This window comes from Streptomyces sp. NEAU-174 (assembly GCF_052665095.1).
In genome coordinates, this window is sequence record NZ_JBQTCE010000018.1 from 111517 (window position 1) to 136842 (window position 25326).

Sequence of the window (25326 nt, forward strand, 5' to 3'; positions counted from 1 at the left end):
GTGAAGTATGTCGCCCGCCTACATATCCGAGCCGAACCGCGCATTTCTACGGTGTGGCAACACAAAACCGTCCCCGCACCCCGCTCGGAAGTGGTGTCCCATGCCTACCCCGGATTCTCCGGCCTCCGCTCCCCCGACCCCACCCCGCTCACTGCGCCGTATCGTCGCCGCGAGCCTGATCGGCACCACCATCGAGTGGTACGACTTCTTCCTCTACGGCTCGGCCGCCGCGCTCGTCTTCAACAAGCTCTTCTTCCCGGACTCCGACCCGCTCGTCGGCACGCTGCTGTCGTTCCTGACCTACGCGGTCGGCTTCGCCGCCCGGCCGGTCGGCGCCCTGGTCTTCGGCCACTACGGCGACCGGCTCGGCCGTAAGAAGCTGCTGATCCTGAGTCTGCTGATGATGGGCGGCGCAACCTGCGCCATCGGGCTGCTGCCCACCCACGCCACGGTCGGCTCGGCGGCGCCCGTCCTGCTCACCGCGCTGCGTCTGGTCCAGGGGTTCGCGCTGGGCGGCGAATGGGGCGGGGCGGTGCTGCTGGTGTCGGAGCACGGGGACGCGCGGCGGCGCGGGTTCTGGGCGTCCTGGCCGCAGACCGGCGCCCCGGCGGGGCAGCTGCTGGCCACCGGAGTGCTCTCCGCGCTGACGGCCACGCTCTCCGACGACGCCTTCGAGTCATGGGGATGGCGGGTGCCGTTCCTGCTCTCGGGGGTGCTGGTGCTGGTCGGCTTGTGGATTCGTCTCTCTGTCGATGAATCGCCGGTCTTCAAGGCGGCGCTGGCCCGGGCCGAGGCCCGTAAGGCGGCCACGGGCGGGAACGAGGACACCGCCGAGAAGATGCCGCTGGTGGCGGTCCTGCGCGACCACTGGCGGGACGTGCTGATCGCCATGGGCGCGCGGATGGCCGAGAACATCAGCTACTACGTCATCACCGCCTTCGTCCTCGTCTACGCCACCTCCGACCATGTGGACCTCGGCAAGCAGACCGCGCTCAACGCCGTGCTGATCGCCTCGGCCGTGCACTTCGCGGTCATCCCGGCGTGGGGCGCGCTGTCGGACCGGATCGGGCGCCGCCCGGTGTATCTCCTGGGCGCGGTGGGCGTGGGCGCGTGGGCCTTCCCGTTCTTCCTCCTCATCGACACCAAGGGCTTCCCGGCCCTAGTGCTCGCCGTGATGGTCGGACTGGTCTTCCACGGAGCGATGTACGCGCCCCAGGCGGCCTTCTTCTCCGAGATGTTCGCGACCCGGATGCGGTATTCGGGGGCGTCGATCGGCGCGCAGTTCTCGTCCGTCGCGGCCGGTGCGCCCGCACCGCTCATCGCCACCGCGCTGCTGGCCGACTACGACAGCGCCACGCCGATCGCCCTCTATGTGATCGCGGCGGCCCTGCTCACCCTGGTGGCCGTGGGCGTCGCCAAGGAGACCCGGGACCGCGATCTGGCCGCCGTCGAACCGACCTCGGCCCCCTCCTCGGGGTCGGCGACGGAGACGGAGGCGGAGGCTGCGAAGCGCACGGCTCGTTCGGCCTCGCCCCGGTAGCCCACGGCCGAGGCTCAGTGGCCCATGACCGAGGCTCAGTAGCCCATGGCCGAGGTCAGGCGGTGCAGCCGCAGGGCGAGCTGGATCTCCAGGGAGCGGGCGGGCGACTGCCAGTCGGGGCCGAGCAGCCGCCCGACCCGCTCCAGCCGCTGCGCCACCGTGTTGACGTGCACGTGGAGGGCGTCCTTGGTACGGGCCGGGCTCATCCCGCCGGCGAAGTACGCGTCGAGCGTGCGGATCAGTTCGGTGCCGCGCCGCTCGTCGTAGTCGATGACGGCGCCCACGGTGCGGACCACGAAGTCCTGGACGCCCGTGCCGTCCGGGGCGCCCTCGCGGGTCCCGGCCAGCAGCAGACCGAGGAAGCCGAAGTCCTCGGCGGCGGCGCCCTGTCCGGCCCGGCCCAGCACCCGCAGGGCGGCCAGACAGCGCCGGGCCTCGGCATAGCCCGCGGCGACCTCCCCGGGCCGCGCGGCGGGCGCGGGAACGGGCGCGGAGGCGCCCACGGTGACCGCGGCGTGTGCGGCGGTGCCCAGCTGCCGGGCGGTGCGGCGGGCGAGGGCGTCGGCAGTGTCACCTTCGGCGAGCGGCAGCAGCAGGACGGTGCCGCCGTCGCGGGCGACGGCCAGACCGTGCCGGGTGGCCGCCAGATGGGACGCGGCGGACCACAGCCGCCGACGGCCCGCGGCATCCTCGGCGGGCGCGCCACCGGACGTGCTGGACGTGTTTCCGGGCCCGGTGCTGGGTGTGGTGCCGTGGCCGTGTGTGGTGCCGTGCGTGGTGCCGTGTGCGTTGCCGGGCCCGGTGGTGGGTGTGCCCATGCCCAGGGCCTCGATGCCCGCCGCGAGCACCACATGGGGCGTGTCCAGGTCCGCCTGGAGCCGCGCGGCGCGCTCCCGCAGCAGCCGGGGCTCGCGGTCGGGGGCGTCGAGGAGGTCGTCCAGGAGCTCACCGCGCACCCGCTGTTCGGCCTCGCCCGCGGAGCGGCGGGCGAGCTGAAGCAGCGAGGTGACCATCGCGGCGCGCTCCAGGGTGCGCTGGTCCACGGGGTCGAGCCGGGGGTGGCCGCGCAGCACGAGCGCGCCGAGCAGTTCGCCGCCCGCAGAGACCGCGGCGACCCAGTCCTCCTCGCCGTCGCGCACCGCGTGGCCGTCGGCGCGGGACCGGTCGACGGCCGCCGCGGGCGCCTCGTCGGCCTCGAGGAACTCCACGGAGCCGCTCAGCACCTCGGCCACGGCGTCGGCCACGTCGTGCACCCCGCCGCCGCGCAGCACCAGCTCGGTGAGCCGGTCGTGGACGTCGGAGGCGCGCTCGATGACCCGGCTGCGGTCCCGGATGATCTCGTTGGCGGCCTCCAGCTCGGCGAGCGCCGTACGGGTCTCGGCGAGCAGATGGGCGGTGTCGATGGCCACGGCCGCGTGCGCGGCGAACGAGCCGACCAGCGCGATCTGCTCGCGTTCGAACACCCGGGCCCGGCGGTCGGCCGCGAACAGCACGCCGATGACACCGCTGCCGAGCAACAGCGGCACCCCGAGGATGGCCACGAGTCCCTCGTCCCTGACGCCCGCGTCGATGGTGTGGGTGTGCTGGAACCGAGGATCGTGGAAGTAGCTCTCGGTGACGTAGGGGCGGGCGGTCTGGGCCACCAGACCGCCGAGCCCCTCCCCCATGCCGAGCCGCAGCTGCTGGAAGCGGGCCGAGACCGAACCGTCGGTGACCCTCATATAGGTGTCACCGGCCGTCGGGTCGTTGAGCGTCAGATAGGCCACCTCGGTGCCCAGCAGGGAGCGGGCGCGCTGCACGATGGCCTGGAGCACCGCGTCCAGGTCGCGCAGCCCCGCCAGGTCGTGGGCGGTCTCGAAGAGCGCGGACAGCTCGGCCTCGCGGCGCCGTCGCCCCTCCAGCTCACCGCGTACCCGCAGGGCGAGCAGCTTGGCGGCCTCCAGGGCCGCCAGCCGGTCGGCCGGGGCCTTGTCGGCGCGGGCGCGCAGCACCGGGCGCTCGTACGCCTCGGCGGGCGCGCCGCGTGCGAGCAGTTCCAGGTAGGGGTTCTCCGGCCGGTCGTCGGACATGGCCACAGGCATACTCCCGCCGGGCGTGGCGGCGCCAGCCGTAAGGCGGCCCGGGGCCTTGTCGGCGGGGCGGCCGGGCAGTAGGCGGTCCGGTGGCTGAGCCAATCGGCCATCAAGGGCTGGTGGCCGATCCGAGGGGCCGCTCAGTGGGCGGTCCATCCGCCGTCCATGCTGAGTGAGGCCCCGGTGATGAAGGACGTGTGCGGACCGCAGAGGTACGCGACGGCCTCGGCGACCTCCTCGGGCTCGACCAGCCGCTTGACCGCCGCGTCGGCCAGCATCACCTCGGAGACCACCCGCTCCGGTGAGATCCCGTGGGCCTCGGCCTGGTCGGCGATCTGCCGCTCGACGAGCGGGGTGCGCACATAGCCGGGGTTGACGCAGTTGGACGTCACCCCGTGCTCCGCGCCCTCCAGGGCGGCGACCTTGGAGAGCCCCTCCAGACCGTGTTTGGCGGCCACATAGGCCGACTTGTACGGGGAGGCGCGCAGCCCGTGCACCGAGGAGATGTTCACGATCCGGCCCCAGCCCTGGGCGTACATGTGCGGCAGGGCGCCGCGCACCAGCCGGAAGGGGGCCTCGAGCATCACGGTGAGCACCCGGGAGAAGACCTCGGGCGGAAAGTCCTCGATGGGCCGGACGAGCTGAAGCCCGGCGTTGTTCACCAGGATGTCGGTGCCCGCGGCGACCCGCTCGGCGGCGTCGAGGTCGGTGAGGTCCAAGGGGTGGGCCTCGACCGGGCCGGGCAGTCCGGAGGCCGCGGCGACGAGGTCGGTCAGGCCCCCGGCGTCCAGGTCCACGGCCCGCACCCGCGCCCCGGCGGTGGCCAGCCGCAGCGTGCAGGCCCGGCCGATGCCCCCGGCGGCGCCCGTGACGAGTGCGGTACGGCCGGAGAGATCGAGGCCGCCGGACGGCCGTGAGTCCGGGCCTAGTGTGGTGGACGCGCTCATGAGGGGCACATTAGGCAGCCGTCGGGCCCGGACCGATGTGGGGGCGGCACATACTTCACTCCCCGACGATGGGCTCGAACCATGTCGGGCCGTCCTCGAGCGCCTGCTTGATCCGGGACAGGGAGAAGTCCTCCATCTCGGGCAGGGCGTCGAGCGGGAACCAGCCGACGTCCAGCGACTCGTCGTCGTTCACCCGCGCCTCGCCGCCGACCGCGCGGCAGCGGAAGCAGATGTCCACGAACTGACACTTGTCGTCGTTGGGGTAGGTCACCGGTGCCAGGGTCCGTACGAGCACGATGCGTTCGGGGACACAGCGCACCGCGGTCTCCTCCTCGACCTCGCGTACCACCGCCGAGGCCGGCTGCTCACCGGGTTCGGGGATGCCGCAGATGATGGTCCAGCGGCCGTTGTCGGCCCGGCGGCCCAGCAGCACCCGGTCCTGGTCGTCGATGACCACGGCGCTCACGCCCGGCAGATAGAGCAGTTCATGACCGATGGAGGCCCTGAGGTCACGGATGAAGTCGGGGGTCGGCATGGGCCGAGGGTATCGGGCGCAAATGAGGGCGCGCGCGGCGCCCGCACGGCGCCCTCCACGGCGGGCGTTTCACGACCGACTCATCGTTTCTGCGCACCATATACACATTCCTTACGACAAGCGCTACGGTTTCGGGTGTCATGGCTCGCGCGACGGCCGTAAGGGCGTCGGCGCGGTGCCCGTCACGACGGGGGGTCGGCGGGATGACGTCATCAGTGGTGGAGCCGGTCGTGCAGGACCACGGCAGACCGGCCGCCGGCCGCGCCGGTGCGTCCGATGTCGCGGGGGTTCTGATCCTCGCCGGTTGCGCCGTCTGGGCGCTCATCGCGGCCATGGGGCGACCGGCCCGCCCCGAGGGAGTCCTGCTGGCGGTGCTGGCCGTGGCCGCCGGGTACGCCTGCGGCCGGATCGCCGGATCGCTGCTGCCGGTCGCCGGGGCGGCGGCCGCCGGGCTCGCGGGGTTCGGCCTGGCCTGCACCTCGCCGTACGGGCTCAGCGGCCATGAGGGGCCGGGCGCGGCCCAGCTCACCCTGGCCACGGGCGCGCTCTGCTGCGCGGCCTGGGCCGCCCCGCGGGTCCTCCGCCCGGCGCTGTGGCTGACGGCCGCGGCGGTCACGCTGACGGCCGTGGTGGGCGGCTCGACGGTCGGTTCGGTGGCGTGCGGTGCCGTCCTGGTGTGCTCGCTCATCGCCGCCCGGCCACGACGGCGGCTGCCGGCGCTCACCGCGTGCGCGCTGATCGCGGCGGTCGCGGTCGGCGGCACCTGGGCGGTGGCCAAGGGCTCGGTCCCGGGCGGACTGCCGCCCGCGCTGCGCGCCCATCTCACCGAGCACCGGATCCGGCTGTGGCAGGACGCCGCCCGTATCGAGGAGACGGATCAGCTGCGCGGTGCGGGCCCGGACCGCTTCGGCGAGCTGAGCCCCTCGGTGGCCCAGCCACTGGGCCCGGAGGCCAAGCCGCATTCGGCGCCGCTCCAGCAGGCGGCCGGTCAGGGGCTGCCGGGGGTGGCCCTGCTGGGCGCGGCCTTCGGCTGGATGCTCCACGCCCTGTGGCGCTCCCCGCGCCCCACTCCCGTGGTCCTTACGGCGGCCGCGACCCTCACGGCCCTGGCCGTCGAGTCCTGTCTGGGCAACGCCCTCAGCTTCTCCCAGATCACCGCCGGAGCGGGCCTCCTCGCCGGGCTGGCGACAGCCCGTCGCCTGGACGACGACCCGGGAGCGGTGCCATGACATCCGGCACGGCCCACGCGTACGCGCCCCTGAAACAGAACGGGGGCCGGCTAGACCTGGGAGGTGCGGGCCGCGATCAGCCGCAGCCGGTCGCGGATGACCCGGACCGCCGCCTCGGCGTCGTCCACCGTGACCGTGAAGACACGGCCGTCCCCGAGGCGGACCACCACGCCCTCGCCCCGGCGCACCACCACGGCGGTGCCCTTCTCGGGGCGCCAGCGGTAGCCCCAGCCGCCCCACTGGCACGGGGTGACCTTATGGGCCACATCGGCGTGGACCACGTCGCTGAGCGGGATCCGGCGGCGCGGGAGTCCCATATGGCCGCAGCGGATCTCCAGCACCTCGTCGTCGACCCGCACCGCCACATGGACGAAGGCGAGGGTGCCGAAGAGCATCAGCAGCCCGGCGGCGACACAGCCGATGACGGCCATCAGGAGCGGGGCGATGCCCGAGCCCCAGGGCGAGTCGACGGCGAGGTCGACACCGAGTGCCAGGCACGCGGCGCCCGCCACGGCCAGCAGCCACTGCGCGCGATTGTGGGCCCGTCCGATCCAGACCGCGGGCGGCTGCCCGTGGGCGCTCGGCTCTCCGTGGTCGTGGTGCCTCATGGTTGGCAGCGTACTCACCTTCCGGCGCCACGGCAGCGGGGCGGGGGAATCCGCTGGTGAGGAGCGTTTCGGTCAGCTCACCGCACGAGGCGTCGCGGTCAAGCGCGCGTCGGGGCGACGGGGGCCAGCTGCACGCCTTCGGCGTAGGCCAGGGCAACCTCCGGCAGGGCGGCCTCGCGTCCGCTGAGGATGACGGTCAGACCGCCCGGGGCGACCGGGCCGTCCGGCGGGAACGGGTCGGCGCCGATCCGGCGCAGGGCCTGGGCGGCGACGGCCCCGGCCGAGCCGTGGAGGACGATCGGCGGCGCGTCCGGCTGCTGCACGGCGGTCCGGATGCGGTCGGCGACGAGTTCGTAATGGGTGCAGCCCAGGACGACGGTCGTGACATCGCGCGGGGTGCGGGCCGCCGCGGCGGCCACCGCGGCGTCGATCCCCTCGTTGTCGGCGTGCTGCACCGCGTCGGCGAGCCCCGGGCACGGCACCTCGGTCACCTCGACGCCGCCCGCGAAGTCACGGATCAGTCCGCGCTGGTACGGGCTGCCCGTGGTGGCCGGGGTGGCCCAGATCGCGATCGGCCCTCCCCCGGCCGCCGCGGGCTTGATGGCGGGCACGGTGCCGATGACCGGCAGCCCGGGTTCCAGCTCGGCGCGCAGCGCGGGCAGGGCGTGGACGGATGCGGTGTTGCAGGCGACGATCAGCGCGTCGGGGCGGTGCGCGGCGGCGGCCCGGGCGCAGCCCAGGGCCAGCTCGGTGACGTTCTCGGGGGTGCGCGGGCCCCACGGCATGGTGGCGGGGTCGGAGGAGAGGACGAGATCGGCGTCCGGTCGCAGTCGGCGCATCGCGGCGGCGGTGGGCAACAGCCCGATTCCGGAGTCCATAAACGCGATCTTCACCCGGTCACTTTAATGGATCGGTCCCGTGCGCCCGACGGCCGGGCACACCTTCGGGCAGACTTCAGCGGGTGAGCGCGCTGATGTGGATCGCCGCCGGGTCGTTGGCCGCATGGCTGTGGCTTCTTCTGGGCCAGGGCTTCTTCTGGCGTACGGACGTAACGCTGCCCCGCACGGGCCCGGAGGGCTCGGGGCCGCCGGAGCCGGACGGGTTCGGGCCGCCGGAGCCCGCGATATGGCCCTCGGTGGCCGTCGTGGTGCCCGCCCGGGACGAGTCCGCGGTGCTTCCGGCCAGCCTGCCCTCGCTGCTCGCCCAGGACTATCCGGGGCCGGCGGAGATCTTCCTGATCGACGACGGCAGCTCGGACGGCACCGGAAAGCTGGCCCGTGAACTGGCCGACGAGCACGGCGGGCTGCCGCTGACCGTCGACTCCCCCGGCGAGCCGGGCCCCGGCTGGACCGGCAAGCTGTGGGCGGTGCGGCACGGCATGGCGCTCGCCACGACCCGCCTCGCCGCGGACCGTGGGGACGCGGACGGTGCGGACCGTAAGGACGACGGGGGCGCGAACCGTAAGGGCGACGGGGGCGTGGACTACCTGCTGCTGACGGACGCGGACATCGCCCATGAGCCGGACTCCCTGCGGGAGTTGGTGCGCGCGGCCGAGACGAACGGGCTGGATCTGGTCTCCCAGATGGCGCGCCTGCGGGTGGTGACCTACTGGGAGCGGCTGATCGTGCCCGCCTTTGTCTACTTCTTCGCGCAGCTGTACCCCTTTCGGTGGGTCAACCGGCCCCGGGGGCGCACCGCGGCGGCCGCGGGCGGCTGTGTGCTGCTGCGCCGGGAGGCGGCCGAGCGGGCCGGGGTCCCGGAGGCGATCCGGCAGGCGGTCATCGACGACGTGGCGCTGGCCCGCACGGTGAAACGGTCCGGCGGACGGATCTGGCTGGGGCTGGCCGACCGGGTCGACAGCGTGCGGCCGTATCCACGGCTGGGCGAGCTGTGGCGGATGGTCTCGCGCAGCGCGTACACCCAGCTGCGCCACAACCCGCTGCTGTTGCTGGTGACGGTCGCGGGGCTGGCGGTGGTGTATCTCGTGCCGCCCGCGGCCGTGGTCGCCGGGGTGTTGACGGGGCGTCCGGCGCCGCTGGCCCTGGGCGCCGTCGCCTGGGCGCTGATGGCGGGCAGCTACATCCCGATGCTGCGCTACTACCGGCAGACGCTGTGGCTGGCGCCGCTGCTGCCCCTGACGGCCCTTCTCTATCTGCTGATGACCGTGGACTCGGCGGTGCGGCACCACCTCGGGCAGGGCGCGGCCTGGAAGGGGCGCACGTACGCCCGCCCCAGCGCCGCGCCCTGACGGCCGCACCCCGTGCACCCGGGTTTCACTTGCGGCCGGGGGTCCAGTTCATGCCCCAGCCGTAGGCGTGGTCGAGGGTGCGCTGCGGGCTGGTGCCGCGCTGCGGCACCAGATAGCGGGCCTCGCGCTGCACGACGAGCTCGCCGCCGGTGTTGGTGATGAGCGCGAGCGCGCAGACCGGGGACGGGACGGTGCACTCGTCGAGCGAGAAGTCGATCGGGGCGCCGAACTGCGGTTGCAGGGTGACCGTGGCGTGGAGGTTGGCGAAGCTGCGGGCGCCCTCGTAGATGGTCACGAAGACCAGGATCCGGCGGAACAGCTTCTGCTGGTCGAGGTTGATGGTGAGGTTCTCACCGCTCGCCCGGGCACCGGTCCGGTCGTCGGCGTCCAGGTGAATGAAGGGCGGCTGGTGCAGGGAGCCGAAGGAGTTGCCGAGCGCCTGGACCACGCCCTTGCTGCCGTCGGCGAGTTCGAACAGCGCCCCCAGGTCGAGATCGAGGTCGCTGTGCATGGCCATGGCCCGGCCCAGCTTGGAGGCCCACCCCGAGAACTGCTTGTGCACCTGCCAGTTGAGGTTGATCCGCATGGTGCCGGAGGTGCCGCCCTGCTTGGTCAGCGAGACCGAGGGCGCCTCCTTCGTCAGGGTGACCTTGCTGAGGCTCACCGGCGCCGCGGCGGGCGCGGGGGCCGGGGCGGCCGGTGCGGTGGGCGGGGGCGGCGGCAGGGGCGTGGAGGCGGCGGTGGGCGTCGGGGGCGGGTACGCCCCGGCGGGCGGGCCGGACGGCGGCGCGGGGGCGGCGGGCGGCGCCGGGGCGGCGTACGGGTTCTGCGCGGCCGGGTACGGGTTCTGCGCCGCGTACGGGTTCTGCCCGGCGTTCGGCGGGGCGGCGGGGGCCGGAGCCGGGGCGGCGGGCTGAGCAGGCGTCTGCTGCGGCTCGTCGACCGAGATGCCGAAGTCCGTGGCGAGCCCCGCGAGACCGCTCTGGTAGCCCTGACCCACCGCGCGGAACTTCCAGGCGCCCTGCCTGCGGTACAGCTCGCCGAGGACGAAGGCGGTCTCGACGGTGGCGTCCTCGCTGTCGAAGCGGGCGATCTCCGCGCCGCCCGCCGCGTTCAGCACCCGGATGTGCAGACCGGGGACCTGGCTGAACGTTCCGCCATCGGCCGAGGCCGCGAGGACCACGGTGTCGACGGCGGGCTCGACCCGGGCGAGGTCCACCGAAAGGGTGTCGGTCACCGTGTCACCCGCGGTCCGCTTCCCCTCGTGGCGCACCGCGCCGGAGGAGTGCACCGCCTGGTTGTAGAACACGAAGTCCCCGTCGGACCTGACTTTTCCGGACACCAGCAGCAGCGCCGAGGCATCCACGTCCGGCGCCCCCGGCCCGGCGCGCCAGCCCAGCTCGATCCGCACCGCGTCAGCCGGTACTGGCGTGTTACCGCCCTTGCGCATCGCCATTTCCGTCCCCCTGCCTTTCTGTTCGCTCGGTTCGGGCCGCTCGGCCGTCGCACAGCGCGGACGGCGGGTGGCTACCCGCTGAAAACGCGCTCTTTACACGATCTCAACGTACCCTGACGACCGATTTTCCCGGGTTCGCTCGGATTGGGGATCCACGGCCACTCCGAACACTGAAAACAACCCTCCTACCGGACTCCCCAATCAGCACATGGTGGGCTTAACTTATGGTCTATGACCTCCCCCCGCAGCACTTACGGTGGCGGCTACTACTCCTCGCCGTCCTTCCCGGACACCCCCATCTACGACAGTCTTGTCGCCGAGCGGGGGACACCGCAGATCGCGCCCATCAGGGTGCCGTCGGCCTATGACACCGGAAGTCATCTTCCGGCGCTGCCCTCGGCGCTCCCCGCGCTGCCGGCCGCCCCCTCCCCGCAGCCCATGCACCAGGGGTACCAGCAGCAGGCGCCGCAGCCCACCGGCCTTCAGCAGGCGCACGCGCCCTACATCCCGCCGCAGCCGACGGGACCGCGGGGCTACCCGGGCGCCCAGCAGCCGCAGATGCAGCGCCCCGCGCCGGCCTCGCCGATGGGGTACGAGGCGATGCGCCCGGCCATGACGCGTCCGGTCGCGCCTCGCCCGGCGGCACCCGCCCCCTCTCCGTACGACGACCCTTACGGCCGTCAGCAGTACCCGGGCGGCCGGGCGCCGCAGCCGGGAGGCGGCTACTGACACACGTCGGGAGGTGATGCGACCGGGCGGCGCCCGGTCGCGGGAAGGTCCGGGCCGGATGGGGTGTCCCCGTCCGGCCCCTGATTTGTTGTGCGGGCCGTCCGCGCCCGATTTATGAGGGCCGTTCGGCCCCTCCCGGCGACGGGCCGCGACCGCGATGCTGGACCGAACAGTTCCGCGAGCCATCTCCACCATGGGGGTGGGCCGGGCTCTCACTCCACTGCGGTGATGAGCATGTCGACCGGTCCCGCCCCACTCGGCGTGGGGCGCGGGGCCGGTAGGGGACCGGTCCCGCGCTCCACGCGAAACACATGCGGCCACCGAGGTGGCGACCGTAAGGGCGGCCACCGCCGTCCACGGCGGCGACCGTAAGGGCGTCATCCGGACCGGACACCCGCACCGGGCATCGCCCACGGGCTCACTGACCCGCTTCGCGCTCCTTGATCCGCTCCGCGATCACCGCGGCCTGGATGCGCCGCCCCACGCCCAGCTTGGACAGGATCGAGGAGATGCGGTTCTTGACGGTCTTCTCGGCCAGGAACAGCCGCTCGGCGATCTGCCGGTTGGTCAGTCCGTCGCCGATGAGCTGGAGGATCTCCCGCTCTCGCGGGGACAGCTTCTCCAGCTCCACGGGCCCGCTGGGCGCGGGGCCGCGCAGCCGGGCCATCACCCGGGAGGTGGCGCCGGGGTCGAGCATGGAGCGGCCTTCGGCCACGGTGCGCACCGCCGACACCAGGTCGGACCCGTTGATCTGCTTGAGCACATAGCCCGCGGCCCCGGCCATGATGGCGTCGAACAGCGCCTCGTCGTCGTCGAAGGACGTCAGCATCAGGCAGGCGAGGTCGGGGAGCCGGGCCCGCAACTCCCGGCAGACCTCGATCCCTTCGTGGTCCCCGCCCTCGCCCGAGGAGCCGAGCCGTACGTCGAGCACCGCGACGTGTGGCCGTACGGCGGGGGCGCGGTCGATGGCCTCGCGGGCGTTGGCCGCCTCGCCGACCACCTTCAGATCGGATTCGGCGTCGAGCAGATCACGCAGTCCGCGCCGCACCACCTCGTGGTCGTCGAGCAGGAAGACCCCGATGGGGCCGTCGCGGTCGGCTGTCTGGGGCACGGCCTCTCCTCCATGGCGCGCGGGTCGCCGGTCTCGCCGGTCGCGATCCGGCTGCCCAGCTTTACGTTCTGGCGCGGGGAAGCGTAAGGGGCCATTCGGCCCCAGGGCCGCCCGCCGCACCCTCCGGCCCGGTCATGGCGAAGGCCCAGTCATGGCGAGCGCCCGGTCATGGCGAGATTCCGCCCGCGTAGGGCCCGTACAGATCCAGCAGCCGGGTGCGGGCGCTCTGGAGCCGGCGCCCGATCACCTGGGCGCAGGCCAGCGCGAGGGCGTAGCCGAGCTCCGGGTCCTCGTCGCACAGCCGGCGCACCGCCTCGGCGTTGAACTCGTGTGCGCGCACCGGGCTGAGCGCCTCCGCGCCCAGGTGCCAGGTGTCCGGCGGGAAGAGCCAGGACCAGCCGATGAGCTCTCCGGGGCCGAGGGTCTCGATCACCGCGGCCCGCCGCCCCGGGACATGCAGATCGAGGGTGACCGCGCCGGTGCGGATGATCCAGAAACGGTCGGCCTTACGGCCTTCCTCGAAGATGCGGCCGCCCGAGGGGAAGGACACATCGTGGGCGAGCGCCATCAGCCGCTCACGGTGTTCGGTCTTCAGCGCGCTCAGCAGTCCCATCATGACCTCACTCTGCCGTCTCCTCTCCCCCCTCGCTCCTCGGCGGTCTCTGAGCGGGCTAGCTGTGGATACGAGAGACAGCCGATCCGAAGCGATACACCGTCGATCGGGTATCGCTTCACCCTTACCCATTTTCGGTCACGTTTCCGATATGACACGTCATTCGTGGTCGTCATGACCAATGAGGGGCCGCTCCCCGTACCCTCGGCTGCTTCACCGACCCTGTGTTGTCGCTCGTACTCGTCACCAAACGGGAGGCACTGGTGCTAGCCGACCCTCGTCGTCGGTCCGCCGATCGAGCCGGAGAACACCTGCTCCACCGTCATTTCACCGCCGATGAGCTGCCCCGGCTGCGGGTGCAGGTCGAGGAGTGCGCGGCCTGGGCCGGGCTCAGCGAGACCCGCCGCGGGGACTTCGTGCTGGCCGTGGACGAGATCGCCAACAACGCCATCGAGCACGCCGGCGGCACCGGATCCCTGCTGCTGCGGCGGATCGGCGACGAGCTGGAGTGCCGGATCAGCGACTCCGGCCCCGGCTTCTCCGAGGACGTCATCCCGCGGATCCTGCCGGGGCTGGACGGCGCGACCAGCGGCCGCGGGCTGTGGCTGACCCAGCTGGTCACCGACCGGCTGGCGATCAGCGCGGGGGCGGTGGGCGCCGTGGTGACGCTGGCCATGCGGCTGCGCTGAGTGAGCCGCCGGACTCCCTCGGCGACCGCTTCGGCGGGACAATGGGAAGGGACACTTCCAGGTGCCGACAGGAGAGGCGGTGGGCACGGTGGAGCTTCCCGTGGTCGTCGGGGTCGACGGTTCGGACGCCGCGTCGGACGCACTGGACTGGGCGGCCGAGATGGCCGGGCGCCGCGGGCTGCCGCTGCGCGTCGTCCACGCCTCGCTGTGGGAGCGGTACGAGGGCTACATCCCCGGGACGGCCGCCGACCGCCCCGCCGAGCGGCTGCACAGCGAGGCGGTGCTGGCCGCCGCGGCCGAGCGGGCCGGGCGGCGGGTGCCGGCCCTGAAGGTGATGACCGATCTGGCGGCGGACGACGCGGTCACCGCCCTGCTGCGCGCCGGGAAGAGCGCCGAGGCGCTGGTGGTCGGCTCGCGCGGCCGGGGTGAGTTCGCCTCGCTGCTGCTCGGCTCGGTCGGACTGGGCATCGCGGCTCGCGCCCAGTGCCCGGTGGTCGTGGTGCGCGGCCGCCCGGAGAACGTGCGCGGCGCGATGAACCGGGTGGTGGTGGGGATCGCCGAGCGCGAGCGCCCGGGCGAGCAGGAGCCCGCGCCGCCCTCCGCCGCCGTGGCGTTCGCCCTCCGCGAGGCGCGACTGCGCGGCGTCGAGCTGGAGGCCGTGCACGCCTGGCGCTGCGCGGGTCCCGAGGACCACGCAAGGCCCGGGAACCACGCGAGGCCCGGGGGCGGGCGCGGGGGCCACGGTGCGCACGAGGAGCAGGGAACTCGTGAGGCGCAAGAGACACGTGCGGCCCAAGGGGCCCGTGAAGCGCAAGGGGGACGTGCGACGCAAGGGACACGCGAGGCGCAGAGCGCGCGTGAGGCGCACGAGTGGCGCGCCGCCGAGCTCCTGGACGAGACGCTGGGCGGCGCCACGGCGGCCGGGCTGCCGCCGGTGCCGGTGGCCCACCGCCCGGTCGAGGGCTCGGCGCGCAAGGCGCTGCTGGACGCCTCCGCGCACGCGGATCTGCTGGTGGTGGGCGCCCGGCGGCGGCAGGGGCACTTCGGCATGCAACTGGGGCTTGTCAACCACGCCGTGCTGCATCACGCCAAGTGCCCGGTCGCTGTGGTGCCGGTTTCCTAGGCGCCGGTCGCCCAGCGGCCCCCCGACCCTGGCCGAGTTCCTTCCATCTCCGCCACCACCGGCCTCCGCCCCGGCTACCCTGCTGGTGAGAGGGTCATGGGGGGATGGAGGCCAGGTGTCGGGCAGTGCGGACCAGGGACGCCATCCGGCCCTCCCCCAACTCCGGCTCGACCAGCTCCTCGACGAGCTCCAGGCGCGGCTGGACGCGGCCCGGTCCACCCAGGACCGGATGCACAGCCTCCTGGAGGCCGTGCTCAGCGTGGGCCGCGAGCTGGACCTGGAGCAGGTGCTGCGCCGGATCGTGGAGTCCGCGGTGGTGCTGGCCGACGCGGAGTACGGCGCGCTGGGCGTGGTCGACCGGCATCGGCTCTCGCAGTTCCTGCCGGTGGGCATGTCCGAGGAACAGGCGCACCGCATCGGCCCGTTACCCAGTGGCCATGGGCTGCTCGGCGAGCTGATCCGCCACCCCCAGCCGCTGCGGCTCACCGATCTGTCGGAGCATCCGGCCAGCTACGGCTTCCCCGAGCACCATCCGCCGATGCGCTCGTTCCTGGGCGTGCCGATCCGGGTCCGTGACGAGGTCTTCGGGAACCTCTATCTGACCGAGAAGCGGGGCGGGGCCCAGTTCGACGCCGATGACGAGGCGGTGCTGACCACCTTGTCGGTCGCCGCCGGGGTGGCCATCGACAACGCCCGGCTGTACCACGAGAGCCGGCGCCGCGAGCAGTGGCTGGAAGCGCTCGGCGTCATCACCCGTACGCTGCTGGCGGGCACCTCGGCGGGCGAGGTGCTGAGTCTGATCGCCCGGCTCGCCCTCCAGGTGGCCCTGGCCGACTCGGCGGCGATCCTGCTGCCGGCCTCCGGCACGGACTCGCTGATGGTGGAGGTGGCCGAGGGGCATGACGCCGAGCTCATCGGCGGGATCGTGGTGCCGTCCGACGGTTCGCTGGCCGGGCTCGCGGCTCGCACCGGGCGCCCCGCGGTCGCCTCGGACGTACGGGTGGACTCACGGGCCCGGTCCTGGCCGCTGCCGGCTCCGGAGAGCGAGTTCGGCCCGGTGGTGGCCGTACCGCTGGTCGCGGGCGAGCGGGCGTCCGGTGCGCTGCGGCTGTGCCGGCTGGCCGGGCGGCAGCCGTTCGACGACCATGAGGTGGAGTTGCTCTCGGGGTTCGCGGCGCAGGCGGCCCTGGCCCTGGAACTGGCCCGGCACCGCGCCGAGTCCGAGCACATGGCGCTGCTCCAGGACCGGGACCGGATCGCCCGGGACCTTCACGATCTGGCCATTCAGCGGCTCTTCGCGACCGGGCTCACCCTCCAGAGCGCGGGCCGGCTGATCGAGCGCCCGGAGGCGGCCGAGCGGGTGGGGCGGGCCGTCGACGACCTGGACGAGACGATCAAGATCATCCGGTCCACGATCTTCGCCCTGCGCACGGTCGGGGACGACGGCGGCGAACCCGCCACACTGCGGCGCCGGCTGGTCAAGGCGGTCCGCTCGGCCTCGGACACCCTGGGCTTCGCGCCATCGCTGCTGATGGACGGCCCGGTGGACACCGATGTGCCGGACGAGACCGGCGACCATGTGCTGGCGGTGCTGGCCGAGGCGCTCAGCAACACCGTGCGGCACGCCCATGCCCAGCGGGTGGAGGTCCGGCTGGCCGTCGGCGCCGACGTCACCCTGGAGGTCACGGACAACGGGGTGGGCACGGGGGGCGCCGCCCCCAGCGGAGGACTGATCAATATGCGGTCCCGGGCCGAACTCCTGGGCGGCACTTTGGACATCGAGGCGCCCGAGGCGGGCGGCACCCGGCTGGTCTGGTGTGTCCCCCTGCACCGCCGACGGCCCGCCGGAGCGGCGAAAGGGGTAGCCCCGTGATATTGCTCTCTCTCCACCGAATAACGCGCATATCCGGCCCGCCATGCGGTACTCACGAATGGGGAAGGGGGTATGTGATCCATGCGAATGATCTGGGGGCTGTGGCGCTGGCGGCGCAACCCGCTGCGCCGTAAGACCGACGTGATGGAGGCGTGCGCGGCGCTGATCGCCGCGGTGCTCATCCTGCTCGTCGCCCCCGCCGTCGGCTGGACGTCGGGGTCCCTGGCACACGGGGCGCTGGTGAAGGCCGCGCAGAAGCAGCGCGCCGAGCGTCATCCGCTCTCGGCCACCGTGGTCAAGGTGCTGCCGCATCCACCCATCGACTCCGACCCCGAGACCGCTTCCGCGAGAGACGCCCATCGCCGCGTCCTCGCCCACTGGACAGGGCCGGACGGCAGCAGTCACGAGGGCACGCTGGGCGCTCACCCCGGCGCGGATCCCGGTGAGCGGTTCCGGATCTGGACCGATGACCACGGTCGCCCGGTGGGCCGCCCGCTGGACACCGCGACGGCCACCACCCACGCCGTGCTGGCCGGAATCGGCGCGGCCGGGGTGACGGCGGTCCTGGTGGACGGCGCCCGGCGGCTGGTCGTATGGCGGCTCATGCGCCGGCGCTACACACAGTGGGGCATCGCCTGGGAGCGGGCCGGTCAGGACTGGGGACGGGCGGACGCCGACAGCTGACCCGTGCGAGCGGGCAATGCCAGGCCGGGAGTTGTCACAGGCCGGGAGTTGTCATACGAACACACAACTCCCCCCGTGCTCCACAGCCACGTCAACTCATGGCGCCTCGCGCACGCTACGGTGGGGCATTCCATATGCGCAGCGGCAGTCAGCAGCGGCGGTCAGGCGCGCACACCGGCAACGCACGAGGTGGGGGCACAGCAGCACCATGGCACAGGGCTCGGTCGTCCAGGTGACGCACAGCGGAACGTCGCGGTGGCGGCGCCGCACCGGAGAGTACGCCTCCCTCACGGCGGCCCTGGAGGCCGCCGGGGACGGTGATGTGCTCTCCATCTCGCCCGGCACCTACCGCGAGAATCTGGTGGTGGGCCGGGCCGTCACCCTGCGCGGGCCCGAGGGCTCGGCGCGCGGTTCGGTGCGGATCGCGCCGGTGGACGGAGTCGCCCTGACGGTACGGGCCTCCGCCGTGGTCCAGGATCTGCATGTCGAGGGCCAGGACTCGGCCGCCCCCGCGCTGCTGATCGAGGACGGCACCCCGGAGCTGACGGACGTAAGGGTCGCCACGCGCTCCGCGGTCGGCATCGAGGTGCGCGGCGGCGCCCGCCCGACCGTGCGGCGCTGCACCGTGGACAACCCCGCGGGCGTCGGGCTCAGCGTGCTGGACGGCGCGGGCGGGGTGTTCGAGGAGTGCGAGGTGGTGGCCGCCGGGCAGTCCGGGGTGGCGGTGCGCGGCGGCGCCCGTCCGCGCCTGGACCGCTGCCGGGTGCACCACGCCTCCGGGGCGGGGTTCTCGCTGACCGGCGAGGGCTCGTCGCTGGAGGCCGTCGGCTGTGAGGTGTACGAGATCCGGGGCGCCGGGGTGCAGGTCTCCGGGCGCGCGACCGGCATTCTGACCGACTGCCGGGTGCACCGTACGACGGCCGACGGGGTCAATCTGGACACGGACGCGGTGCTCACGCTCGCCGACTGCGAGATCCATGACATCCCGGAGAACGCGATCGACCTGAGGTCGCGTTCGGTGCTGACGCTGACCCGCTCCACGGTGCGCCGGTTCGGGCGCAACGGCCTATCGGTGTGGGACCCGGGCACCCGGGTGGACGCCAACCAGTGCGAGCTGCACGAGAGCACCGGCGACTATCCGGCGGTGTGGGTGAGCGACGGGGCGACCGCGGTGCTCGACTCGTGCCGGGTGCGCGAGGTGCCGGACGCGCTGTTCGTCCTGGACCGGGGGTCGCGGGTCGATGTGGTCGACAGCGATCTGTCCCAGGTGCGCTCCACCGCGGTCTCGGTGAGCGACGGGGCCATCGTCCAGCTGGACGACTGCCGCATCCGGGAGGCGGCCACCGGGGCGTGGTTCCGTGACCACGGCAGCGGCGGCACGCTCGCCAACTGCACCATAGACGGCGCCGCCACCGGAGTGATCGTCACCAAGGGCGCCGATCCGACGGTCGAGCGCACCACGGTCTCCGGGCCGACTGAGGCCGGGTTCTATGTCTCCGCCGAGGGCCGCGGCACCTTCACCGGCTGCCGGGTGACCGGCAGCGGGGGCTATGGCTTCCATGTCATCGACGGCTGCCGCACCACCCTGACCCGGTGCCGTACGGAGCGGTGTGCGCGCGGGGGCTACGAGTTCTCCGAGGCGGGGCCGGTCGTCGAGGACTGCACCAGCGACGAGAGCGCCACCACGGCGCTGGGCTCCCCGGGCGCGCCCGCCCAGCCCCAGATCACCGCCCCCGCCGTGGAGACCGCCTCGACGGGCGGGCTGCTGGGCGGCGTCCCGGCGCAGCGCGCCGCCCAGACCTCCGCGCCCGCCGCCGAGCCCCCGGTCGCCGTCCGCCCGTCCACGGCGGTGCTGGGCGAACTGGACGCGCTGGTCGGGCTGGAGAGCGTCAAGCGCGAGGTGCGGGCCCTCACCGACATGATCGAGGTGGGCCGGCGGCGCCAGGAGGCGGGGCTCAAGGCCGCCTCCGTCCGCCGCCATCTGGTCTTCACCGGCTCCCCCGGCACCGGTAAGACGACGGTCGCCCGGCTCTACGGGGAGATCCTGGCCTCCCTCGGGGTGCTGGAGCGCGGCCATCTGGTGGAGGTCTCCCGGGTGGACCTGGTCGGTGAGCACATCGGCTCCACGGCCATCCGCACCCAGGAGGCGTTCGACCGGGCGCGCGGCGGGGTGCTGTTCATCGACGAGGCGTACGCCCTCTCCCCGGAGGACTCCGGCCGGGACTTCGGCCGGGAGGCCATAGACACCCTGGTCAAGCTGATGGAGGACCACCGGGACTCGGTGGTGGTCATCGTCGCGGGGTACACGGCGGAGATGGAGCGCTTCCTGTCCGTCAACCCCGGTGTGGCCTCCCGTTTCTCGCGCACCATCACCTTCGGCGACTACAGCCCGGAGGAGCTGCTGCGGATCGTGGAGCAGCAGGCCGAGGAGCATGAGTACCGGATCGGCGAGGGGGCGTCGGAGGGGCTGCTGAAGTACTTCACGGCGCTTCCCAAGGGCCCGGCGTTCGGCAACGGCCGCACCGCACGGCAGACCTTCGAGGCGATGGTGGAGCGGCACGCGGGCCGGGTCGCCCAGCTGAGCGACCCGACCACGGACGACCTCACACTGCTCTACCCCGAGGACCTGCCGGAGCTCATCTGACCGGCGGCCCCCTCCTCCGCGGGCGGCGGCGTCTGCTCCGGGAGCCGGGCCAGCAGCCCGGCCCGCTCCCGGTCGAAGGCGGGGTCGGCCTGGTAGTCGCCGTGTCCCAGGATCGGCGCGGGCAGCGGGTGTTCGGTCGTACGGCCGTAGGCCAGCGGGTCCTTGAGCGCGTCGCAGTCGACCTCGGGCCCGCTGCCGTCGGGCAGCTTGATGGGGCCGCCGATCGGGTCGGTGTAGCGCCACAGATTGCGCCAGCAGCGCACCTCGCCGTGGAGCGAGAGCAGCTGGGTGGGCCCGAAGTAGGCGGGGAACCAGCGCCCGTAGAGCCGCTCCAGCGGTGAGCCGTAGGTGAGCAGCGCGACCTGGCCGCGGGTGCGGTGGTCCACCTGCCAGACCGCCGCGGCCGCCAGCACACTGCCCTGGGAGTGGCCGGAGATGACCAGCCGGCCGCCGTGCCGGCGGGTCCAGGTCTCCATCCGCCAGGTCAGGTCGGGCACCGCCCGCTCGGCGTAGCACGGCGGCGCGAAGGGGTGGGCGGCGCGCGGCCAGAAGGTGCCCACGTCCCACAGGATGCCGATGGTGCGGCGGGCCGAGGGGCTGCGGTAGGCGCGGCGGGCAAACGTGACCAGCATCAGGAAGGCCAGCCCCATCAGCCAGGAGCCCAGCGCCTGCGCCGTCTGGGCGGCGGCGTCCACGGCCCCGGGCGCGGCGTCGGCGGCCCGCCCCGGCACCTCGTCGGTGACCCAGGCCGCGGTGACGGCCAGGGCGCCGAACAGGAGGGTCAGCAGCGCGACCGGGCCGACGATCCAGGGGGCGGAGTCGGTGAGGCCCGCGCGGGCGATCGTGGCCGCGATCCGCCGGGTGCGTACGGCGTCGGGCCGCTCCCCCGGGTAGCCGTCCATGATGGTCGGCAGCAGCCGGTTGCGCACCCGCCACACCCTTACGGTGAAGATCACCAGCAGGGCGACCAGGACCAGCAGCAGGGCGGGGATGGCGGTGGCCAGCCAGGTCAGCAGCACCGGAGGCGCTGTCCCCGGCCCCTCACCCGGGGTGCCGCCGCCGTCCAGCCAGTCGGCGAAGCGCTGGGCGACACCGCCCGCGAGCACCGCCCCGAGCCCGCAGGCGAGCACGGCGACGGCGGGCCCGGCGAGCCCGTACAGCGGGGTGCGGCCGGGCGCGGCCCGGTGCAGGACCAGGGCGCACACCGCCATGGTCACGATCAGCGCGCCCTCCCCGATGGCGATGGCGCAGAACGCCTTGTTGCCCGGCAGCTGGCCGGTGGAGGCCCAGTCGGGGCGGGACCAGCCGGCGTACAGGACGGAGAGCGCCAGCACCGCGAGGGCGGCGCCGGGCAGCGCGGTGATGGTGAGGCGGTCCAGCTCCCCGTCGACCTTGGACTCGCTGCGGCCGCGGTGGCACACCACGGCCACCACCGTGACCGCGCCCGCGCAGAGCAGCGTCAGCAGCGCCCAGCCCGCGGTGTCCTGAAGCCCGCTGCCGCCCGGCTCGCGGTCATAGGTGGTGGTGGGCAGGATCAGGCCCGCCGCGATGGTGAGGAAGCCCGCGGCGGTGTGCGCGGCGCGCAGCCGGGCGACGATCCTGCGGCCGTACCAGAAGCCGGGCAGGCACAGCGCGGGGCGGTTGCCCGCCTCGGGCGCGGACTCGTCGACGGGGCGCTCCAGCGGCGGGGAGGCCTCGTACGCGCTCCAGGTGCGGTTGGACAGGTACCACAGCAGTCCGGTGAGCGCGCCGGGCAGCACCGCGGCGAGCGCGAGCCTGCGGCCGGGCTGGCTCCACCAGCCGTGGTTCTCCGGGGACAGGAAGCCGAGCCAGGACTTCCCCCCGGCGCAGTCGGCCGAACCGGCGCACTGCCAGGCGACCAGGTCCAGGGCCACCTCGCAGGCCCCGGCGATCAGCAGCACGGTCAGGGTGAGCGCCACCAGCCGGACGAGCAGGCCGTAGGTGCGCACGGTCCGCTCGCGCCGGTCGGCCGGGGGCCGCATCCAGTGGGCGAGGTTGGCGACCATGAACGGCAGTAAGAGCAGCCACAGGGCCCGGGAGCTGTTGCCCGAGGTGAGGTTGCACCAGACGTACGCCTCGCGGATCGGGCCGTCGCGGTCCGGGCCCTCGCGGTCCTGCGGCGGGCGCTGCTCGGCGTCGATGTCGTCCGCCCTGCGGTAGACCGCCGCGGTCTCGTCGCCGGTGACCAGGCCGGTGCGCGGATCGCCCAGCATCTCCTCGGGGGTGGTGCCGCCCACTCCGTGCACGAGGAGTTCCAGATCGGGTGGTGGTGCCCCGCCCTTGCGGGCTGTTGTCGCCTGTTCCGACGCGTCGGCCGGTGTGTCCGTACGCATGGTCGATGACACCGTGTCCCCCGATCCGGTGTGGTGCGGTCGTTCTGGCTCCAGGATTGTGCCCATCGGCCACCTTCCCCGACCCTGACACGGCGGGCGTGGCGAAATCGTAACCCTGGGTGCACCGGCACTCCGCTGTCCTCACCTCATGCGAAGATGAACGCGCGGGCGACGAGGGCCGACCGGAGGGAGACGTGGCAGGGTGAGCGACAACCAGAACCTGCTCGCGGAGCAGCGGCGTGCCCTGATTCTCGATGAGGTCAGGCGGCGCGGCGGGGTCCGGGTCAACGAGCTGACGCGCAAGCTCAATGTCTCGGACATGACGGTTCGTCGCGATCTCGACGCGCTGGCCAGGCTGGGCGTCGTGGAGAAGGTGCACGGCGGGGCCGTGCCGGTGGCCGAGGCGAGCACGTACGAGCCCGGGTTCGAGGCCAAGTCGGGCCTCGAGCTGAGCGCCAAGGAGGACATCGCCAAGGCGGCGGCCGCCATGGCCGCGCCGGGCACCGCGATCGCCCTGGCCGGGGGCACCACGGCCTTCGCACTGGCCCAGCAGCTGCTGGAGGTGCCGGATCTGACCGTGGTCACGAACTCGGTCCGGGTGGCCGATGTGTTCTACAACGCCCAGCGGTCGGCGGCGCTCGGCGGGGTGGGCCCGCGCCCGGGCGCGGCCACCGTCGTGCTCACCGGCGGGGTGCGGACGCCGTCGGACACGCTGGTGGGGCCGGTCGCGGACGCGGCGGTGCGTTCGCTCCACTTCGATGTGCTCTTCCTCGGGGTGCACGGCATATCGGTGGAGGCGGGTCTTTCGACGCCGAATCTCGCGGAGGCGGAGACCAACCGCCACTTCGTCCGGGCCGCGCGGCGGGTGGTGGTGGTCGCGGACCACACCAAGTGGGGCACGGTGGGGCTGAGTTCCTTCGCCTCGCTGGACCAGGTGGACGCGCTGGTCACGGACCCGGGGCTGCCGGAGGATGCGCGGGCGGAGATCTCCGAGTATCTGCCGGAGCTGGTGGTGGCGGGCGAGCCGGTCCGCACCGCAGACATCTGACACCCCGCCAGTTATCGTGTGTCCATGACACACCGGTTGCGTTCCGTCGGACTGGAGTACGCCGAGACCGCCCCGGTGCGGCTCGTCTTCGTCGCCAAGGTCTCGGCCGCTCCGGAGGCGGTGTTCGAGGCGTTCACCGACGTCGAGGGCTGGCCGCGGTGGTTCCGGCAGGTGAGGGACGCCCGCTCCACGGACGGCGGCAAGGGCAGGGAGATCCGCCTCATGGGCGGCACCCGCTTCCGCGAGACGGTCATGGCGGCGGATCCGCACGAGCGCTACACCTACCGCGTCGACGAGACCAACGTACCGGGGCTGCGGGCGCTGCTGGAGGAGTGGACGCTGCGGCCGTCGGACGGCGGGACCGTGGTGCGCTATGTCTTCGCGGTGGACGGCACGGCGGTGCTGCGCGGTGCCGTACGGGCGATGCGGCCGGGTCTGCGGCGCGCGTTCCACCAGGCGGTGCGGAACCTGGACCGGATGGTGGCGGCGGCCTGACGACGGCCGTAAGGGCGAGGCGACATCCGTAAGGGCGTGACGGCGACCTTACGCGCGTGGCGGTGGCCGTAAGGGCGGAGGTCAGTCCGTCCAGTTGCCCGTGGTGAGGAAGATGTCGAGCGTCTTCACATACGGCTCGATGTCCAGCCCCTGCTCCTCGAGCCACGCGTCCGAGTAGTACTTGTCCAGATACCGCTCCCCCGGATCGCACAGCAGCGTCACCACGCTCCCGGTCCGCCCCGCGGCGACCATCTCCGCGACGATCCGCAGCGCGCTCCACAGCCCGGTCCCGGTGGAGCCGCCCGCCTTACGGCCGATGGCCCGCTCCAGGGCGCGCACGGCGGCGACACTCGCCGCGTCCGGGACCTTCATCATCCGGTCGATCGCGCCCGGTACGAAGCTGGGCTCCATCCGGGGGCGGCCGATGCCCTCGATGCGTGAACCGTGGTCGCTGGAGGCGTGGGCGTCATGGCGCACCCAGCCATCGAAGAAGCAGGAGTTCTCCGGGTCGGCGACGCACACCCGGGTGTCGTACTGCATGTAGTGGACATAGCGGGCGATGGTCGCCGACGTGCCACCGGTGCCCGCCGTGGCCACCACCCACGCCGGTTCTGGATAGCGCTCCAGACGCAGCTGCTGATAGATCGACTCGGCGATGTTGTTGTTGCCGCGCCAGTCCGTGGCCCGCTCGGCGTAGGTGAACTGGTCCATGTAGTGGCCCCCGGATTCCGCCGCGAGGGCCGCGGACTCCTCGTACATCGTCCGCGGGTCGTCCACGAAATGGCACTGGCCGCCATGGAATTCGATCAGGCGGCACTTCTCCCGGCTGGTCGTGCGGGGCATCACCGCGATGAAGGGCACCCCGATCAGCTTGGCGAAGTACGCCTCGGATACGGCGGTCGAGCCACTGGACGCCTCGATCACGGGCTTGCCCGGCCGGATCCAGCCGTTGCACAGCCCATAGAGGAACAGCGAGCGTGCCAGGCGGTGCTTGAGACTTCCCGTGGGGTGGGTGGACTCGTCCTTGAGGTAGAGGTCGATCCCCCAGCGCTCGGGCAGCGGGAAGCTCAGCAGATGGGTGTCCGCGGACCGCTGGGCGTCGGCCTGCACCTTACGGACGGCCTCCTTCAGCCACTCGCGGTAGCCGTGGTCGCTGCGATCCACGTCGATCGTCTCGGTACTCCCGCGCGCCGTGCCGTCCAACGCCCACTCCTCCTGTTTGTGCCCCATGCCCAGCCCAGGTGGCATACTCATGCCGTTTCGATCCTCATTGTCCCCCAGTGCGCCCTGGTGTCCGGGGCCGGTCACGGGCACACTGCGCAACAGGG

21 protein-coding genes are annotated in these 25326 nt (G+C 73.2%); 11 read left to right on the top strand and 10 right to left on the bottom strand.

Annotated elements, in window-relative coordinates; genetic code table 11:
• Nucleotides 1-100 precede the first annotated feature (100 nt).
• The gene (locus ACT2CW_RS39650) at nt 101-1540 is read left to right on the top strand and encodes an MFS transporter (RefSeq protein ID WP_445520096.1); all 1440 of its coding nucleotides are present in this window, start codon (nt 101-103) and stop codon (nt 1538-1540) included.
• A gap of 35 nt (nt 1541-1575) precedes the next feature.
• Here ACT2CW_RS39650 and ACT2CW_RS39655 read toward each other — a convergent pair whose 3' ends face one another.
• From ACT2CW_RS39655 to ACT2CW_RS39665, 3 genes are all read right to left on the bottom strand, one after another.
• The gene (locus ACT2CW_RS39655) at nt 1576-3621 is read right to left on the bottom strand and encodes a helix-turn-helix domain-containing protein (RefSeq protein ID WP_445520097.1); all 2046 of its coding nucleotides are present in this window, start codon (nt 3619-3621) and stop codon (nt 1576-1578) included.
• 131 nt (nt 3622-3752) lie between these two features.
• Complete coding sequence (locus ACT2CW_RS39660) at nt 3753-4559, bottom strand: 3-hydroxybutyrate dehydrogenase (RefSeq protein WP_445520098.1); 807 nt, start codon at nt 4557-4559, stop codon at nt 3753-3755.
• 55 nt (nt 4560-4614) lie between these two features.
• Nucleotides 4615-5094, bottom strand: a complete 480-nt coding sequence (locus tag ACT2CW_RS39665; RefSeq protein WP_445520099.1) for an NUDIX hydrolase — start codon at nt 5092-5094, stop codon at nt 4615-4617.
• Between the two features lie 203 nt (nt 5095-5297).
• On the opposite strand from ACT2CW_RS39665, the gene ACT2CW_RS39670 reads away from it, so the two are divergent.
• Complete coding sequence (locus tag ACT2CW_RS39670; RefSeq protein WP_445520100.1) at nt 5298-6323, top strand: O-antigen ligase family protein; 1026 nt, start codon at nt 5298-5300, stop codon at nt 6321-6323.
• Nucleotides 6324-6373: 50 nt separating this feature from the next.
• Here ACT2CW_RS39670 and ACT2CW_RS39675 read toward each other — a convergent pair whose 3' ends face one another.
• Nucleotides 6374-6931, bottom strand: a complete 558-nt coding sequence (locus tag ACT2CW_RS39675) for a hypothetical protein (RefSeq protein ID WP_164436559.1) — start codon at nt 6929-6931, stop codon at nt 6374-6376.
• 98 nt (nt 6932-7029) lie between these two features.
• Nucleotides 7030-7824, bottom strand: coding sequence for a glutamate racemase (locus tag ACT2CW_RS39680; RefSeq protein WP_445520101.1), 795 nt, complete (start codon nt 7822-7824; stop codon nt 7030-7032).
• Nucleotides 7825-7904: 80 nt separating this feature from the next.
• Between ACT2CW_RS39680 and ACT2CW_RS39685 the strand changes: the two genes are divergently transcribed.
• Complete coding sequence (locus ACT2CW_RS39685; RefSeq protein WP_445520138.1) at nt 7905-9179, top strand: glycosyltransferase; 1275 nt, start codon at nt 7905-7907, stop codon at nt 9177-9179.
• Nucleotides 9180-9204: 25 nt separating this feature from the next.
• Here the strand turns inward: ACT2CW_RS39685 and ACT2CW_RS39690 are convergent, their stop codons facing one another.
• Entirely contained in the window at nt 9205-10629 is a 1425-nt protein-coding gene (locus ACT2CW_RS39690; protein WP_445520139.1) for a TerD family protein, read from the bottom strand.
• Between the two features lie 237 nt (nt 10630-10866).
• Between ACT2CW_RS39690 and ACT2CW_RS39695 the strand changes: the two genes are divergently transcribed.
• Nucleotides 10867-11364, top strand: coding sequence for a DUF6643 family protein (locus ACT2CW_RS39695; protein WP_164430195.1), 498 nt, complete (start codon nt 10867-10869; stop codon nt 11362-11364).
• 418 nt (nt 11365-11782) lie between these two features.
• Here the strand turns inward: ACT2CW_RS39695 and ACT2CW_RS39700 are convergent, their stop codons facing one another.
• A complete protein-coding gene (locus tag ACT2CW_RS39700; protein WP_445520102.1) occupies nt 11783-12475 on the bottom strand; it encodes a response regulator in 693 nt (230 codons plus the stop codon).
• Between the two features lie 166 nt (nt 12476-12641).
• A complete protein-coding gene (locus tag ACT2CW_RS39705) occupies nt 12642-13091 on the bottom strand; it encodes a Crp/Fnr family transcriptional regulator (RefSeq protein ID WP_020873493.1) in 450 nt (149 codons plus the stop codon).
• A 260-nt stretch (nt 13092-13351) separates the two neighbouring features.
• Between ACT2CW_RS39705 and ACT2CW_RS39710 the strand changes: the two genes are divergently transcribed.
• From ACT2CW_RS39710 to ACT2CW_RS39730, 5 genes are all read left to right on the top strand, one after another.
• On the top strand, nt 13352-13777 hold the full coding sequence (locus tag ACT2CW_RS39710) for an ATP-binding protein (protein WP_171072568.1): 426 nt from the start codon (nt 13352-13354) through the stop codon (nt 13775-13777).
• A gap of 61 nt (nt 13778-13838) precedes the next feature.
• A complete protein-coding gene (locus tag ACT2CW_RS39715; RefSeq protein ID WP_445520103.1) occupies nt 13839-14900 on the top strand; it encodes a universal stress protein in 1062 nt (353 codons plus the stop codon).
• A gap of 115 nt (nt 14901-15015) precedes the next feature.
• Complete coding sequence (locus ACT2CW_RS39720; RefSeq protein WP_445520104.1) at nt 15016-16773, top strand: GAF domain-containing protein; 1758 nt, start codon at nt 15016-15018, stop codon at nt 16771-16773.
• 81 nt (nt 16774-16854) lie between these two features.
• Entirely contained in the window at nt 16855-17457 is a 603-nt protein-coding gene (locus ACT2CW_RS39725; RefSeq protein ID WP_086879969.1) for an Rv1733c family protein, read from the top strand.
• Between the two features lie 208 nt (nt 17458-17665).
• Nucleotides 17666-20101 carry a right-handed parallel beta-helix repeat-containing protein gene (locus ACT2CW_RS39730; protein WP_164430201.1) on the top strand — a complete coding sequence of 812 codons (2436 nt, stop codon included), beginning with the start codon at nt 17666-17668 and terminating at the stop codon, nt 20099-20101.
• On the opposite strand, the gene ACT2CW_RS39735 is transcribed toward ACT2CW_RS39730, so the two are convergent.
• The gene (locus ACT2CW_RS39735) at nt 20071-22455 is read right to left on the bottom strand and encodes a hypothetical protein (RefSeq protein WP_445520105.1); all 2385 of its coding nucleotides are present in this window, start codon (nt 22453-22455) and stop codon (nt 20071-20073) included. The two genes, ACT2CW_RS39730 and ACT2CW_RS39735, sit on opposite strands and share 31 nt — an antisense overlap.
• Before the next feature lie 202 nt (nt 22456-22657).
• Between ACT2CW_RS39735 and ACT2CW_RS39740 the strand changes: the two genes are divergently transcribed.
• The gene (locus tag ACT2CW_RS39740) at nt 22658-23503 is read left to right on the top strand and encodes a DeoR/GlpR family DNA-binding transcription regulator (RefSeq protein WP_182467603.1); all 846 of its coding nucleotides are present in this window, start codon (nt 22658-22660) and stop codon (nt 23501-23503) included.
• 24 nt (nt 23504-23527) lie between these two features.
• Complete coding sequence (locus tag ACT2CW_RS39745; RefSeq protein WP_445520106.1) at nt 23528-23998, top strand: SRPBCC family protein; 471 nt, start codon at nt 23528-23530, stop codon at nt 23996-23998.
• An 81-nt stretch (nt 23999-24079) separates the two neighbouring features.
• Here ACT2CW_RS39745 and ACT2CW_RS39750 read toward each other — a convergent pair whose 3' ends face one another.
• Entirely contained in the window at nt 24080-25228 is a 1149-nt protein-coding gene (locus tag ACT2CW_RS39750; protein ID WP_330811790.1) for a PLP-dependent cysteine synthase family protein, read from the bottom strand.
• Between the last annotated feature and the right edge of the window lie 98 nt (nt 25229-25326).

Excerpts from the sequence above, each read along its gene's own strand:
- ACT2CW_RS39650 (WP_445520096.1), top strand. The coding sequence starts at position 101 with ATGCCTACCCCGGATTCTCCGGCCTCCGCTCCCCCGACCCCACCCCGC.
- ACT2CW_RS39655 (WP_445520097.1), bottom strand. The coding sequence starts at position 3,621 with ATGCCTGTGGCCATGTCCGACGACCGGCCGGAGAACCCCTACCTGGAA.
- ACT2CW_RS39660 (WP_445520098.1), bottom strand. The coding sequence starts at position 4,559 with ATGAGCGCGTCCACCACACTAGGCCCGGACTCACGGCCGTCCGGCGGC.
- ACT2CW_RS39665 (WP_445520099.1), bottom strand. The coding sequence starts at position 5,094 with ATGCCGACCCCCGACTTCATCCGTGACCTCAGGGCCTCCATCGGTCAT.
- ACT2CW_RS39670 (WP_445520100.1), top strand. The coding sequence starts at position 5,298 with ATGACGTCATCAGTGGTGGAGCCGGTCGTGCAGGACCACGGCAGACCG.
- ACT2CW_RS39675 (WP_164436559.1), bottom strand. The coding sequence starts at position 6,931 with ATGAGGCACCACGACCACGGAGAGCCGAGCGCCCACGGGCAGCCGCCC.
- ACT2CW_RS39685 (WP_445520138.1), top strand. The coding sequence starts at position 7,905 with ATGTGGATCGCCGCCGGGTCGTTGGCCGCATGGCTGTGGCTTCTTCTG.
- ACT2CW_RS39690 (WP_445520139.1), bottom strand. The coding sequence starts at position 10,629 with ATGCGCAAGGGCGGTAACACGCCAGTACCGGCTGACGCGGTGCGGATC.
- ACT2CW_RS39695 (WP_164430195.1), top strand. The coding sequence starts at position 10,867 with ATGACCTCCCCCCGCAGCACTTACGGTGGCGGCTACTACTCCTCGCCG.
- ACT2CW_RS39705 (WP_020873493.1), bottom strand. The coding sequence starts at position 13,091 with ATGATGGGACTGCTGAGCGCGCTGAAGACCGAACACCGTGAGCGGCTG.
- ACT2CW_RS39725 (WP_086879969.1), top strand. The coding sequence starts at position 16,855 with ATGCGAATGATCTGGGGGCTGTGGCGCTGGCGGCGCAACCCGCTGCGC.
- ACT2CW_RS39730 (WP_164430201.1), top strand. The coding sequence starts at position 17,666 with ATGGCACAGGGCTCGGTCGTCCAGGTGACGCACAGCGGAACGTCGCGG.
- ACT2CW_RS39735 (WP_445520105.1), bottom strand. The coding sequence starts at position 22,455 with ATGCGTACGGACACACCGGCCGACGCGTCGGAACAGGCGACAACAGCC.
- ACT2CW_RS39745 (WP_445520106.1), top strand. The coding sequence starts at position 23,528 with ATGACACACCGGTTGCGTTCCGTCGGACTGGAGTACGCCGAGACCGCC.
- ACT2CW_RS39750 (WP_330811790.1), bottom strand. The coding sequence starts at position 25,228 with ATGGGGCACAAACAGGAGGAGTGGGCGTTGGACGGCACGGCGCGCGGG.